The organism is Arthrobacter sp. ISL-72 (assembly GCF_018613755.1).
Taxonomy (GTDB): Bacteria; Actinomycetota; Actinomycetes; order Actinomycetales; family Micrococcaceae; genus Arthrobacter.
This window is the reverse complement of sequence record NZ_JAGGPP010000021.1, coordinates 12,785-26,604: the sequence shown is the minus strand read 5'-3', so window position 1 is coordinate 26,604 and position 13,820 is coordinate 12,785. Positions and strand designations below refer to the sequence as shown.

Here is a 13,820-nt window from a genome sequence, read left to right as displayed (position 1 = left end):
GAAGGTCCGGCACCGGCCGGGACGTCGTTTTTGTGGACGGTGTCCGCACCCCATTCGGCCGTGCAGGCGAAAAGGGCATCTACGCCGGAACCCGCGCCGACGATCTCGTGGTCAAATGCATCCGCGAGTTGATGCGCCGCAACCCCTCGCTTCCCGCGGACCGCATCGACGAGGTGGCTGTTGCCGCCACCACTCAGACCGGCGACCAGGGGCTCACCATCGGCCGCACCGCGGCGCTGTTGGCCGGGCTCCCCCGCACCGTCCCGGGCTTCGCCGTGGACCGCATGTGTGCCGGCGCCATGACCGCCGTGACAACCACCGCCAGCGGCATCGCCTTCGGGGCCTACGACGTCGTGATCGCCGGCGGAGTCGAGCACATGGGCAACCACCCGATGGGCGAAGGCGCCGATCCCAATCCCCGGTTCATGTCCGAGCGCCTGGTGGATCCTGCCGCGCTCAACATGGGAAACACCGCCGAGAACCTGCACGACCGTTTTCCGGCCATCACCAAGGACCGTGCTGACGCGTACGCCGTCGCCTCCCAGGACAAGCTGGCCGCGGCCTATGACAACGGCCGGATCCAGCCGGACCTGGTACCCGTGGCCACCATCAAGCCGGGCCAGGGCTGGACGCTCAACACCATGGATGAACCCCCGCGGCCGGGAACTTCCCTCGAGGACCTCGCCGCGCTGCGCACGCCGTTCCGGCCCCATGGCCGCGTGACGGCCGGCAACGCCGCCGGGCTGAATGACGGCGCGACGGCGGCCCTGCTCGCCTCGGCGGATGCCGCCGCCGAGCTTGGCTTGCCGGTTAAGATGCGCCTGGTCAGCTACGCCTTCGCCGGCGTGGAGCCCGAGGTGATGGGCATCGGGCCGGTCCCGGCCACGGAGAAGGCACTGAAAAACGCCGGCCTCGGCATCGGCGACATCGGGTTGTTTGAAATCAACGAGGCATTCGCGGTCCAGGTGCTGAGCTTCCTGGATCATTTCGGCATCGCCGACGACGATCCGCGGGTCAACCGTTACGGCGGCGCGATTGCCGTCGGGCATCCCCTGGCTTCCTCGGGGGTACGGCTGATGAACCAGCTGGCTCGCCAGTTCGAAGAGGATCCCTCGGTACGCTACGGCATGACCACCATGTGCGTTGGCTTGGGGATGGGCGCCACGGTCATCTGGGAGAACCCGCACCACGGCGCCTACGGCAGCGCCGAAGCAGAAACCGCCACCACCGAGACAGAAGGAGCCGCAGCATGAGCGTCGCCGCAGATTTCCGCAAGCTTGCCGATCTCTTCCCTGACGAGACAGTCACCCATTCCTACGTCCGGGACATTGAACTACCGGCCGCACGTGGAAAGACGAATGCCGGGAAGTCCAGTGCCGGAACCTTCGCGCTCATCACCCTGGACAACGGCCTGGACCACACGAAGCCCACCACCCTGGGTCCGAACACGCTGGTGGAGCTTGGCACGGTCCTCGAAGGGCTCAGGGACCGTGCCGCCCGCGGAGAGATCGTGGGTGTCGGCGTGACCGGCAAGCCCTACTTCCTGGTGGCCGGAGCGGATCTGTCAGCGGTCAAGTCCCTCAACAACCGCGACCACGGACTCTGGATGGCCCGGCTGGGGCACGAGGTCTACGCAACCCTGGCCAACCTGGGAGTACCCAGTTTCGCCTTTATCAACGGCGTGTCCCTTGGCGGCGGCCTGGAGATCGCCCTTCAGTCCACCTACCGCACGGTGTCCACCGGCGCCGGTTCACTGGCACTTCCGGAAGCGTTCATCGGGCTGGTGCCCGGCTGGGGCGGCGTCTACATCCTGCCGCGGCTGATCGGTCCCGAGAACGCCGTCAAGGTGATGATCGAGAATCCGCTCAGCAACAACCGCACGCTCACCGGTCCGCAGGCATTCGGCCTGGGCGTCGCGGACGCCATCTTTGAGCCGGCAGACTTCCTGGAACAGTCCCTTGCCTGGGCCGCGAAGGTCATCTCCGGCGAGGTGGTTCCCGAGCGTCCCAACGCCGTCGACCCTTCCGACCCGGCTGTTGCCGGGCGCTGGGCGGCAGCCGTTGCCGGCGGAAGGGCCTTTGTGGAGTCCAAGACGTCCAATGCTTCCCCCGCCCCCGCCAAAGTGTTGGACGTCATGGAGGCCAACAGGGCCATGGGCCAGGCCGACGCGGCGGCACTCGAATGCGAGACACTGGCCGGCCTCATGCAGACCGATGAGTTCCGCTCCACCGTGTACGCGTTCCTGGACCTGGTGCAGAAGCGCACCAAGCGCCCGGCCGGTGCCCCCGACCGCAAACTGGCACGGCCGGTGACCAGGATCGGCGTGATTGGCGCCGGGCTGATGGCCAGCCAGCTGGCCCTCCTCTTCGCCCGGCAGCTCAAAGTGCCCGTGGTCATGACGGACATCGACCAGGCCCGTGTGGACAAGGGTGTGGGCTATGTACACACCGAAGTGGACAAGCTGCTGGCCAAAAACCGGATCAGTGCGGACGCTGCCAACCGCACCAGGGCACTGGTCACCGGATCGGTTTCCTGGGATGCCTTTGCCGACGCCGACTTCGTGATCGAGGCCGTCTTTGAAGAGCTGAACGTCAAAAAGCAGGTCTTCGCCGAAGTCGAAGCGATTGTCTCCCCCGACTGCATCCTGGCCACCAACACGTCCTCGCTCTCCGTCACGGCAATGGCCGAAGACCTGGCGCACCCGGAGCGGCTGGTGGGTTTCCATTTCTTCAACCCGGTGGCCGTGATGCCGCTGCTGGAGATCGTGCGCGCGCCGAAGACCGACGACGCCGTGCTGGCCACCGCTTTTGAGCTTGCCAAGGGACTCAAGAAGTCGGCCGTTCTGGTCAAGGACGCCCCCGCGTTCGTGGTCAACCGCATCCTGCTGCGGCTCATGGGCGAAGTGACCGCCGCCTTCGACGAAGGCACTCCGGCCGATGTTGCGGACAATGCACTGCGGCCCATGGGCCTGCCGATGACGCCGTTCACGCTGGGCTCCATGGTGGGCCTGCCGGTGGCGCAGCACGTCCAGGAATCCCTGCACGCCGCGTTCGGCGACCGCTTCAGGGTCTCGCAGAACCTGCAGAAACTGATCGACAACGGGGTGAAGTCCCTCTGGGCGCCGGAACCCGGACCTGACGGCAAGCCGTTCATTCCGGCCGAAACCATGGCGCTGCTGTCGTTCGGCACGTCCCCGTCCACGGGTGACGAGGTCCTTCGCCGCACGCAGGACGCCCTGGCCGAGGAAATCGGCCTCATGCTAGAGGAAGGTGTTGTGGCGGGGCCCGAGGACATCGACCTGTGCATGATCCTCGGCGCCGGCTGGCCGATGTTCCTGGGCGGAATCACCCCGTACCTGGACCGCGTGGGCGCCTCGGAACGCGTCAACGGCAAACGGTTCCTGGCACCGGGCGTGGCGTCCGCTCCAGTGCCGGCCTGACACCTTCGCTGCGGGGACAGAATCAGAGTTCCCGCAGCGAGCCGTCCCTCAGCTCAAGGATGCGGTCGGCGGCTTGGCGGGCGTAGGCCAGCTCATGCGTGACCATAACGACGGCGGCGTCCCGCTCGGTGGCAGCCCGGACGGCGTCGTCGAGCCGTTCCAGGCCGTGGCGGTCCAGTCCCACCGTGGGTTCATCCAGTGCAATGACGTCCGGTTCGCGCGCCAGGACCGTGGCGAGGGCCAGGAGCCGCTGTGCCGACGCCGGAAGCTCGTGAGGATGCGTTTCCAGCTGCTCTCCAAGTCCGACGGCGGTGAGCGCTGCCCGCGCTTTCCCGGCCGCCTCCGGCCCGTACTTCCGGTCCAGGCCAAAGAGCACTTCGCGCAGGACCGTCCGTTCGAAAAGCTGGTCCCGCGGATGCTGGAAGAGCAGGCCCACCTTGTCTGCCACCCGTCCGGTTGGAACACCGCGGATGTCCGCGCCCAGTACCCTGACGGTTCCCAAGCCCGGACGAAGCAGGCCGTTGAAATGCCGCAGCAGGGTGGACTTCCCGGCACCGTTGGGCCCGGTCACGGCCACCACCTCCCCTGACCGGACCGCCAGGCTCAGCTCTTTCAGGATTCCGCGCCCCTGTCCGCCGCGTCCGGCCGGGAAGGCAAAGGAGACTCGCTCCAGCTCGAGGACGGCGGGAGTGTCCGCGGCGGGGCGCGGATCGGCGGGGCGCGGGGTGGCTGGGCGGGGATTGTCCGGGCGCGGGGTGGCTGGGCGCGAATCAGCCCCGCGCGGGGCAACGGCTCTGCACTGCCAGCCAAAACCATAGCCCGGTACGGCGGGAAGCACAACGCCGGACTGCAGCAGCTCCGCGCTGGCGGCGAGCCCGCCGGGCGCGCCGCGGGCGGTGACCGTTCCGCCGTCGAGCACGAGCCAGTGATCCGCCGCCAAGCCCAGCTCATCGACTGTCTGGGTCAGTACGATGACAGCGGTACCGGACTCCAGCAGGCTGCGGACCAGCGCCCGGACGGACTGTGCGCCGGCGTGGTCCAGCGAACCGAGCGGTTCATCGAGCACCAGCACACAGGGCCTGGTAATGGCGGAACAGGCCATGGCCAGCCGCCGCAGTTCGCCGCCGGAGAGTGTGGCGGGATCGCGATCGAGCAGCGCAGTCAGCCCGGCTGCTTCGGCGGCGCGTTCCACTTCCGACTGCATCAGTTGCCGGTTCACCCCGCGGTTCTCGAGGCCGAACGCCAGTTCCTCGGCCACCGTGGACCCGACGGTGGACAGCAGGGCGGCCGCATCCTGCGGGACGTAGCCCACATGCCGGGACCAGAGGGCGGGGTTGATCCGGGGGTCGTCCGGGGAGCCCCGGAAGACCAAGGGACTGCTGTCTCCGCCCGGCGCAGCGCCCTGAACATCCAGGTGGAGGGTGCCGCGGAACAGGCCGGAGTGGCCGCCGGACATCCAGCCTGCCAGCAGCTTCCCGAGTGTCGACTTTCCGCTGCCGGAGCCGCCCAGCACGGCAGTAAGAGTGCCCGGCGCCGCAGCGATCTCGATGTCGCGCAGGACGGGCGCCTCTTCCCCGTGGTAGCTGAATTCGGTGATTCCGGCCTGCAGCAGGGCGGCCGCCTTCATGCCGGCACTCCCCGGGCCAGCAGTGCGACAGCCAGCAGTGCGACAGGCGACGGTGCGTCAGGCCAGAGTCCGACCATCCACAGTCCCTCCGGCCAGTGCCCTGAAATCCGCAGCCCCACCGCGGCCGCGGCCGCCGCCAGCGCAACGGCCCGGAAGGTGCGCTGGGCCGCGGTATCCGGCACTTCCCGGTAGCTGGTGCGTTCCCTGGATGCGTTGAAGCCGCGGGAGTCGAGCGCTTGGGCCCGGTCGCCGGCGTCCTGGATGAGCGCGAGCACCAGCGGCACCATTTGCTGCCGCGCCGCCGCGAGCCGACGGAGCGGTCCGCCCCGGAGTACGAGTCCCCGCGATTCCTGGGCCTGCCGGATCCGCGCCAGCCGGACAGTGACGGCCGGCGCCAGCGTCAGGGTGGATGCCAGCACGTAGCCGAACTGCGGAGGCACCCGGCGCGCGGACATTACTGCCACGAGGTCCGGCAACCGGACGGTGAACGAAAAGAGCAGGAACACCATCACGTATGCTGCCGTCCGGGTGCCCATGTCCAGCGCGAAGCCAAGCCCCTCCGTGGTGACCCGCGCCGCGCCCCACTGCGCGAGAACCGTACGCCCTTCGGGAAAGAACAACCCGTGCATGATCAGCAGGGACAGCCAGAAGGGCGCCAGGATCACGGCAGCGGCCGGGGCCAGGCGGGCGCCCACCCCGGCCCGCACCGCCAGCACGGCGGCAGCAGATGCGACGGCGAGGGAAACCGCCCAGCTGGATGCCGCCGTCGTCATCACTGCAGCAGCTACGGCCGCCGCCAAGGTGGTCAGCGGGTTCAGTGCGGGGCGCCGGTTCGGCACCGCGGGACGCTTCGGTTCAGGCGGTCGGGTCGGGGCCGGCACGGAATCAGTCGCCCGGCGTTTCCTGCGTCTTGCCGGCGAGCACGTTGAAGCGCCGTACGAAGGCGAACTGCAGAGCGGTGCGGCGGGGCAGCGCGTACACCAGCATCGCAACGACTGCGAAGACAATGGCCTTGTCCATGGGGTCCGAGATGAGCGCCTGCTTGGTGATCGCGGCCAGGAGGGTGTCGCCCATCGCCCGGAACGCACTGACGATCGCACCGGTTCCGGCGCCGGCGGTGCCGCCGAAGACGAAGGCCGCGATGGGTGCGGAGACGACGCCGGCGAGGATGCCCGTCACGAAGCCCGCTACCGGAGCGAGGTAGAAGCGGCGGAACAGCCCGCAGCGGGCGGCAAGGCCGGCCAGGAAGCCGATGAGCGCCGCCCCGGCGGCGAATGGCAGGACTGTGGGGTTGATGAAGGACCAGACGATGCTGCTGAGCGCGCCGGTTGCGGCTCCTGCGGCGGGGCCTGCCAGGACGGCAATGAGCACCGTGCCGATGGCGTCAAAGTAGAACGGCAGGCCGGTGGATCCCATGATCTGCCCGAGCGCGATGTTGAGGACGAGCGCCACGGGAATCAGCACCAGGGTGGACGTGGGAAGGGTGGGCAGCACTCCGATGATCAGGAGGATGGCTCCCAGCAGGAAACCGCCCAGCGCCACCAGGGTGGAGCCGCTCGCGAGGCCGTTGGTGATGTCGGCCGGCTGCGTCAGGACGAGGAAAATGAAGGTGGCTGCAATGGATACCGCGCCGAGCAGTTCGAGCAGGCGGCGGCCGCGCACCGACGCCGGTCCAGGGGCGGGAAGGGTCTGCGATTGCTGTGACATGGTTGTTCCTTTGGCTGTGGGCTGCGTTCCGCGGGTACGCCGGTACCGGGATCGGCAAACGAGCGCCTATGTCACCTCGACGCAGCTACCATCTTAGGTCAGCCTGCGGGCCAAAGCGCCCACTGATTCGATGAGCTCATCGAAGCACTGCTTCGGGTTGTTGGAGGTCACGATCCGGGCGTTTGGGGGCAAGCCCCAGAGACCGCGGTAGTCCGCCACGGTAGTGCCCGTCAGCAGTGGGGAAGCGGTTTCGACGTCCACTGTGGCAAGTGCCGTGGCCACCTCCGTCCGGCCGATTGCCACACAGGCTGCGAAGGCGTCGTGCACGTGGGCCACGAACCCCTGGTCATGGAGCCGGTGGAAGTCCATGTAGAAGCGGATGGCATCGGTCAGGCATGCCACCAAGGGGTTGGCGGACCGGCTGCGCAGGCCCTCCGGCTGCTCCGGAAGCACGGGATCCGGGTCAGTGCCGGCGGCCTCGGCCAGGCGCTGCAGGTGCTCGGGCCGCATCTCAATGAGTTCGGTGGTCTCCAGCGCGCACACCACCGGGAGCTTGTCCTCCGGGAGGCCGCGGTACGCGGCAAACACTTCTCTCGCGGCATGGGGATCGACCGAGACATTCCATTCCGCCGTCGGGGTGGTGTTGCCCTGGTAGTAGAAGCTGCCGCCCATAATCACCAGTCCCTTGAGCAGGCGCGGCAGTTCCGGTTCGCGGCGGAGGGCAAGGGCGAAGTTGGTCAGCGGACCTGTGATCAGGCCCGTGATTTCGCCCGGGTGCCTGCGCACCTCGTCCACCCAGACGTCCACCGCGTGCCGCTGCGAGATCCGGCCGGTGGGCGGCGGAAGTTCCGCGTAGCCGATCCCCTGCGGGCCGTGGGTTTCCTCGGTGGTGACCAGCGGGATCTCCAGCGGCACCTCGGCGCCGATTGACACCTCGATTCCCGACCGGCCGCACAGTTCCAGGAGGGCAAGGTTGTTCAGCGCCACCTGCCGTGCGCCCACGTTGCCGGCGGTGCAGGTGATGGCCTGCACGCGGACGTCCGGGCGGGACACAAGGTACACCAGGGCAAGGGCGTCGTCGATGCCGGTGTCGACGTCCATCAGGACCGTGTGCATCAGAAGAGTGCGACCTTCGGCGTGCGGGGGAAGATCCCATCCAGCTCGGCCAGCTCCTCCGGACCGGGCACCCAGGCAACCGCGGCCGCGTTCTCGCGGACCTGGTCGGGCCGCGTGGCTCCCGCGATCACACTGCTGACCGACGGCTGGGCGGCCAGCCAGGAGAAAGCGACCTGGACCTCGCTGAGGTTGCGTTCGGCCGCGAACGCACTGAACTTCTCGAGCTGGTCCCAGTCGGCGTCGCGGACCAGGTTGGTGCGGGTGTGGCTGAGCCGGGAGCCTTCCGGGGCCCTGCCCGGAGCGTACTTCCCCGTCAGGAGGCCGTTGGCAAGGGGGAAGTACGGCAGCACACCCAGGCCGTAGGCTTCCGCGGCCGGCGTGACCTCGAGCTCTGCGCGCCGGTCCAGCAGGTTGTAGTGGTTCTGGGTCGAGATGAACCGGGAACTTCCGCGGCCGCGCGCCACGAATTCGGCCTCGGCGATCTGCCAGCCGGCCCGGTTGGAGTGGCCGAGGTAGCGGACCTTGCCGCTCGTGACGAGGTCTTCCAGAGCGGCGAGTGTCTCATCAACCGGGGTCAGCGGGTCCGGCGTGTGGAACTGGTAGAGGTCAATCCAGTCGGTGCCAAGCCGGCGCAGTGACGCTTCGACGGCCTTGACGATGTACCGGCGGGAGCCGCGCGCACCGAAGTCGTTGCCGTTGGCGCCGCGCATATCCATGCCGAACTTCGTGGCAACGACAGCGTCCCCGCGCCGCCCGGCAAGGGCCTTGCCCAGCATGGTTTCGCTGAGTCCGGGCTCCCGGCCGTAGGTGTCCGCGACGTCAAAGAGCGTGATGCCCGCATCCAGCGCGGCATGCACGACGGCGTCGGTCCCCTCCTGCGACTCCGTCACCGTTTTGGCCCGGCCAAGGTTGTTGCAGCCGAGGCCCACAACGGAGACGGTCAATCCGGAATTTCCTACGCGGCGGTATTCAGTCATGAATTCAGCCTATAACGGCCGCGCAGGAGGCCCGGCGATGGGTCAGACGGCGGGGAACTCGAGTCCGTGCTCGTCCATGGCGTCCTCGAGCTGGGCCATGGTCCTGACGCCCATTCCGTGCAACTTCAGCAGTTCCCGTTTGCCGAACTGGACCACCTGTTCCAAGGTTTCCAGTCCGGCATGGGCCATGGCCCGGCGGGCAGGCGCGCCAATTCCGTGGGGAATCGGGGTGTGGCCTGGTTGAACGGATTTACGCGTCATTGCGGATGCCTCCCAGAGAGTCGGTTTCCCCCTCTTAGAGAGTAAAGCCCGAAGCCGGTTTCGGCGAGTGCTTGAGCCTAAACGACTCAGGATCCTTGAAGGGGGCGGCCCCGATGCTGAGCTTGGTGAAGTCCAAGTCCTCGCCGCGGATGCAGATCTTGATGGCGTTGACGGCCTTGTTGACATCCGGGCACAGGCAAAAGATGTTGAGTTTTGAGTCGCCGAACTCTGACCGTTCCACGGTGCCGAGTCCGCGCCAGGCCAGGTGGCTGATGAGGGCGTCCTTGGCTTTTTCCTCAAGGTAGCGGTCCCGGTCGGTGCCGTCCTTGCTCTTCAGCGCATACTGGGCAACCACCCAGAACTGATCTTCGTCGGCGATCTCGGCGTAGCCTTCCTCGGCGCACTGCACGGCGAAGGCGTTCATGAGTCCTTCGGCCGCCTCTGCGTCCGGGACATCGGTTTCGTCCGTTTTGCTCTGGTGCCCGACGACGCCGTGATTCATCACGAACTGGTTGTAGTCCTCGTCGTACCAGGCTTCCCGGAACAGCAGGGCCCCTTCGTCGTCACGTTTGTAAACCCGGATGATTCCGCTCATGCCCGTCCTCTCCTAAACCACTCGGCGTCTGTGCCGTCGAACGGTGCGTGCTGTGCCTTGACGGCCTGGTAAAGCTGTTCTGTCTCCCGGAGCATCCGCTCCACGAGGTCCTGCGGGTACTCCATGGCCACCTGGTGTGCTGCGAATTCATCTTCGTCGTCGATGTACACGCCGCTTGTGACCGACCGGATCACGTCCAGGTCCATGTCGATGACGTGGAACTCGAAGGTGCCGGGCCTGATGCCGTTCCAGCCGTGCCCCACGGCGAGGTCCAGATACACGCGGAAGTCCCCGGGGTACGTGTCGTCGTAGAACGTGGCTACGTAGTCGCCTGTGCGGGGAATCAGCAGGACGGCGTCGGACCTGGCGTGGAACGCCGCACCGGGCCGTGAGATGAATGAGCCCTTGGGCTGGAAGATCCACCAGCCGTGATGGTCCTCGCCGAGGTAGTTGCCGGGCACCACCCAGTGGGCGCCGCCGTTCCATTTGCGGTTGCGTGCAACGACGAGGTCTCCCGGTTTGAGGCTCTCGGGAGGTGTGGCCTCGTGCGTGATCACAGTTTCGGCAGGCTGCCTGTGGTGGGGTGTTCCTGGCCGGGCAGCGGGCGGGCGAAAGGCACCTTCGTCCCGAGGACCTGGGCGACGACGTCGTGCGTGATCTGGCGGGCCGTCAAACCGACGCGTTCCAGCACCTGGGCGCGGGTCCCGTGGTCCAGGAACTCCACCGGCAGCCCCACCTCGTTCAGGGCGGTGTCCACGCCGGCGGCGCGCATTTCCTGGCGGATGCGGGATCCCACACCGCCGGCCCGCACGCCGTCTTCGATGCAGATGACCAACCGGTGGCGGGCAGCGAGGGCAATGATGGACTTCCGGACGGGCAGCAGCCAGCGCGGGTCCACCACCGTGGAGCTGATTCCCTGGGCACCCAGCCGGTTGGACACATCAAGCGCGAGTTCGGACATGGCACCGACGCTCACGATCAGCACGTCGTTTTCGCTGGAGCCTGACGGACGGCGGGCCAGGACGTCCACGCCGTCGCTGAGGCGTTCGAGGGCTTCCACTTCGGCGCCCACGCTCCCCTTGGAATACCGGACAACGCTGGGGGCGTCCCGGATGGCCACGGCCTCGCGGAGCTCTTCACGGAGACGGGTGGCATCGCGCGGGGCCGCCAGGTGCAGGCCGGGGATGATCTGCACCATGGCCATGTCCCACATGCCGTGATGGCTGGCGCCGTCGGGCCCGGTTACCCCGGCGCGGTCCAGCACGATGGTGACGCCCGCCCGGTGCAGGGCAACGTCCATCAGCAGCTGGTCGAAGGCACGGTTCAGGAATGTTGCGTACACGGCAACCACGGGATGGAGTCCGCCGAAGGCCATGCCGGCAGCGGAGGTCAGCGCATGCTGCTCGGCGATGCCGACGTCGAAGACGCGTTCAGGGTAGCGTGCGGCAAACTTGTGCAGTCCCACGGGAATGAGCATGGCACCGGTGATGCCCACGATGTCTTTGCGTTCATCGGCAATGGCTGCGATTTCATCGGCAAAGACGGACGTCCAGGACTGGGCCCCGCCGGCTTCCGTGGGCAGGCCGGTTTCCGGATCGATGATGCCGACGGCGTGGAACTGGTCAGCCTCGTGGGCGCGGGCCGGAGCGTACCCGTGGCCCTTTTCGGTCATCGCGTGCACGATCACCGGACCGGCATAGTTCCTGGCAGTCGAAAGTGCGTGCTCCATGGCCTGGAGGTTGTGTCCGTCCACCGGGCCGATGTACTTCATACCGAGGTCCTCGAACATGCCCTGCGGCGCCCACCAGTCCTTGATGCCCTTCTTCATGGCATGCAGGCTCCGGTATGTGAACTGGCCGACGGGTCCGCCGTTTTGGAGCTTCCGCTTCCACCAGTCCAGGGTGCCCTCGTAGGCCGGGGCCGCACGGAAGGAGTCAATGGTGGGGCGCAGCGAGGCGAGATAGTCGGCGAAGCCGCCCACGGTGGGGGCATAGGACCGGCCGTTGTCGTTGACCACGATGACCACGCGGCGGCGCTTGTCCGCGGCGATGTTGTTGATGGCTTCCCAGGCCATGCCGCCGGTCAGGGCACCGTCGCCCACCACGGCGATCACGTAGCGGTCACCGTCGCCGGTCAGCTGCCGGGCACGGGAGATGCCGTCGGCCCAGGACAGGGAGGAGGAGGCGTGGGAGCTTTCCACGATGTCATGCTCGGATTCGCCCCGGTCCGGGTAGCCGGACATGCCGCCTTCCTGGCGGAGGGTGCTGAAGTCCTGGCGCCCGGTCAGCAGCTTGTGGACGTATGACTGGTGCCCGGTATCAAAAACAATGCTGTCGCGCGGGGAATCAAAAATCCGGTGTACGGCGATGGTCAGTTCCACCACGCCCAGGTTCGGTCCGAGGTGGCCACCCGTCTGCGAAACGTTTCCGATCAGGAAACTCCTGACCTCGGCAGCCAGCTGGGACAGCTGCTCTTCGGTCAACGTGCTCAGGTCCTGCGGATTCCGGATGGTGTCCAAGATTCCCAACGGGGCCTCCTTCGGGTGGTAGACATGCCTTTTAACTCTAACGCCTCGGATGGCGGCACTGCGCCGGGACCGGGCGCACAGCGGGCCGCGGAAAGCGGCGCGCAAGGGAAAAGCCCCGGCCCGTCAGGTGACAGGCCGGAGCTTTTCCGTCGTTCAGGTGTTGCTTCTCTCCCTGGTTGGTGGAGCTTCTCCCCTAGTTGGCGGAGATCTGGCGAAGCACGTACTGAGGCATGCTTCGATAACCTCTTAAGTCGCTACTCGTCGGTCCCTCCTCGACTCCACCCCCGCCCGACAGTACAAAACACCTGGTCAGAGCCACGCCGGGACACGTTAACGGGCACTGCCTCGCAGTCGGTGAAGCACCTCCGTTGAGATGCTTCGATTGCGGTAGGGGTCGTCATCCACAAGACGCTGCTGGCCACCGTGCAGACGGGCCCAGGCTGGATTCCGCCCGCCAAGTACGGCGTCGTGGCTGCCGAGGTGATGCGGCAGTGCGATGCGCTCGATGGGCTCGACGACGGCGTCATCGGCAACTACCTGGGCTGCAACGCGCGGTTCGATGCCGTGAAGGTCGCGCAACCGTTCGCCGCCATCCGGTGCCCCGGCGGAGTCGACACCGGCAACGGGTGCGTCTCGGACGCGCAGATCTCCACCCTCAGCCAGATGCACGCGCCGACCAAGTTCGACTTCGAGCTCGCTAACGGTTGGACCGAGTTCCCGGGCTACGGTCTCGGGCGTGAGGCTTTCCGGGGTGGTTGACCGTAACGCCCCAGCCGGATGCATCGACTCAGCCGGCGCTCGGTCAGCCCGGTGCCACCTTGAGCTACGGCATCTTGAAGGATCCGTCCTTCAACCTCGTGAACTTCGCGGTCGCACCCTTCGCCGCCAAGATCCGGGCCGCATCGGCGGTCATCGACTCGACCAACCCGGACCTGAGCGCCTTTTTCGCCCATGGCGGCCGACTCATCATCAAGACGCAGAGTTCCGACTACTCGTCCAATCCGGATATCGCCATGAGGTACTACGACGAGCTCGTCGGCCGCTTCGGTCAGAGCAAGGTGGACAGGCATGTCCGGCTCTATGTGCTGCCGAACGGGAACCACGGCGGGCAGGGTCAAAGCACGTGACCGGCGAACCAATTCCGCAGTACGTCGACCTGTTCCGAATGTCCACTAACTGGGTCGAGAAGGACATCACGCCGCCCGACGCACCTGTGCTGAGCTCCAAGCTTCGGCTGCCTCCGTACACGACGCTGGCGACCAAGCCGGTGTGCCGCTATCCGGATTATCCGCGCTATGTCGGTGGCGACATAAGGAGCGCAGACGCCTATCGCTGTGTGGCGGACTGAAAGGCTCCGCAGCCAGCGGCATCCAAGACCGCGGTGGGGCACCCGACATCATGCGCGGGTTTTCAACGATCCCAGCACTTGGTGCCCCGCCGCGGTTAGCGTTAGATTCCGTTCGGTCGGCGGCGGGCCGCCAGCAGGCGATAGTTGACGACTGTAAGCCCGACCGGTCTACACGGTCGCGTGGCTTCGCAGGCCACAATTTCTCAAGAAACCACTCGGGTAG

General features: G+C 67.0%; 14 protein-coding genes. 5 read left to right on the top strand and 9 right to left on the bottom strand.

Translation table 11 applies throughout. From position 1 onward, the window contains the following. The first annotated feature begins 32 nt into the window (after nucleotides 1-32). Both J7I92_RS17015 and J7I92_RS17010 read left to right on the top strand, forming a co-directional pair. Entirely contained in the window at nucleotides 33-1,253 is a 1,221-nt protein-coding gene (locus J7I92_RS17015; protein ID WP_214842515.1) for an acetyl-CoA C-acyltransferase, read from the top strand. After that, on the top strand, nucleotides 1,250-3,439 hold the full coding sequence (locus J7I92_RS17010; RefSeq protein ID WP_214842437.1) for a 3-hydroxyacyl-CoA dehydrogenase NAD-binding domain-containing protein: 2,190 nt from the start codon (nucleotides 1,250-1,252) through the stop codon (nucleotides 3,437-3,439). The genes J7I92_RS17015 and J7I92_RS17010 overlap by 4 nt, the downstream gene beginning before the upstream one ends. Nucleotides 3,440-3,461: 22 nt before the next feature. Here the strand turns inward: J7I92_RS17010 and J7I92_RS17005 are convergent, their stop codons facing one another. The 9 genes from J7I92_RS17005 to dxs all read right to left on the bottom strand — a co-directional run bounded on the left by J7I92_RS17005 (nucleotide 3,462) and on the right by dxs (nucleotide 12,249). After that, entirely contained in the window at nucleotides 3,462-5,066 is a 1,605-nt protein-coding gene (locus tag J7I92_RS17005) for an ABC transporter ATP-binding protein (RefSeq protein ID WP_214842435.1), read from the bottom strand. After that, entirely contained in the window at nucleotides 5,063-5,905 is an 843-nt protein-coding gene (locus J7I92_RS17000; RefSeq protein ID WP_214842433.1) for an energy-coupling factor transporter transmembrane component T, read from the bottom strand. The genes J7I92_RS17005 and J7I92_RS17000 overlap by 4 nt, the downstream gene beginning before the upstream one ends. A 46-nt stretch (nucleotides 5,906-5,951) precedes the next feature. Continuing rightward, nucleotides 5,952-6,773 (bottom strand): ECF transporter S component, encoded by an 822-nt coding sequence (locus J7I92_RS16995; RefSeq protein ID WP_214842431.1) that lies wholly within the window; start codon nucleotides 6,771-6,773, stop codon nucleotides 5,952-5,954. Between the two features lie 93 nt (nucleotides 6,774-6,866). Further along, nucleotides 6,867-7,889 (bottom strand): nucleoside hydrolase, encoded by a 1,023-nt coding sequence (locus tag J7I92_RS16990; RefSeq protein ID WP_214842429.1) that lies wholly within the window; start codon nucleotides 7,887-7,889, stop codon nucleotides 6,867-6,869. Then, nucleotides 7,889-8,866, bottom strand: a complete 978-nt coding sequence (locus J7I92_RS16985) for an aldo/keto reductase (RefSeq protein ID WP_214842428.1) — start codon at nucleotides 8,864-8,866, stop codon at nucleotides 7,889-7,891. The genes J7I92_RS16990 and J7I92_RS16985 overlap by 1 nt, the downstream gene beginning before the upstream one ends. A gap of 42 nt (nucleotides 8,867-8,908) precedes the next feature. Beyond that, on the bottom strand, nucleotides 8,909-9,127 hold the full coding sequence (locus J7I92_RS16980) for a hypothetical protein (RefSeq protein ID WP_214842426.1): 219 nt from the start codon (nucleotides 9,125-9,127) through the stop codon (nucleotides 8,909-8,911). Nucleotides 9,128-9,161: 34 nt separating this feature from the next. Next, nucleotides 9,162-9,722, bottom strand: coding sequence for a hypothetical protein (locus J7I92_RS16975; protein WP_214842424.1), 561 nt, complete (start codon nucleotides 9,720-9,722; stop codon nucleotides 9,162-9,164). Then, nucleotides 9,719-10,276 (bottom strand): DUF402 domain-containing protein, encoded by a 558-nt coding sequence (locus J7I92_RS16970; RefSeq protein ID WP_396020409.1) that lies wholly within the window; start codon nucleotides 10,274-10,276, stop codon nucleotides 9,719-9,721. The genes J7I92_RS16975 and J7I92_RS16970 overlap by 4 nt, the downstream gene beginning before the upstream one ends. Then, nucleotides 10,276-12,249 (bottom strand): 1-deoxy-D-xylulose-5-phosphate synthase, encoded by a 1,974-nt coding sequence (gene dxs, locus J7I92_RS16965; protein WP_214842420.1) that lies wholly within the window; start codon nucleotides 12,247-12,249, stop codon nucleotides 10,276-10,278. Before dxs ends, J7I92_RS16970 begins: the two co-directional genes overlap by 1 nt. A 381-nt stretch (nucleotides 12,250-12,630) precedes the next feature. On the opposite strand from dxs, the gene J7I92_RS16960 reads away from it, so the two are divergent. Genes J7I92_RS16960 through J7I92_RS16950 form a run of 3 tightly spaced genes read left to right on the top strand, consistent with a single transcriptional unit; the run spans nucleotide 12,631 to nucleotide 13,597 of the window. Further along, on the top strand, nucleotides 12,631-13,008 hold the full coding sequence (locus J7I92_RS16960; protein ID WP_311380408.1) for a tannase/feruloyl esterase family alpha/beta hydrolase: 378 nt from the start codon (nucleotides 12,631-12,633) through the stop codon (nucleotides 13,006-13,008). After that, nucleotides 13,005-13,376 (top strand): tannase/feruloyl esterase family alpha/beta hydrolase, encoded by a 372-nt coding sequence (locus J7I92_RS16955; RefSeq protein ID WP_214842416.1) that lies wholly within the window; start codon nucleotides 13,005-13,007, stop codon nucleotides 13,374-13,376. The genes J7I92_RS16960 and J7I92_RS16955 overlap by 4 nt, the downstream gene beginning before the upstream one ends. Beyond that, on the top strand, nucleotides 13,373-13,597 hold the full coding sequence (locus J7I92_RS16950) for a tannase/feruloyl esterase family alpha/beta hydrolase (protein ID WP_214842414.1): 225 nt from the start codon (nucleotides 13,373-13,375) through the stop codon (nucleotides 13,595-13,597). The genes J7I92_RS16955 and J7I92_RS16950 overlap by 4 nt, the downstream gene beginning before the upstream one ends. The last annotated feature ends 223 nt before the right edge of the window (nucleotides 13,598-13,820 follow it).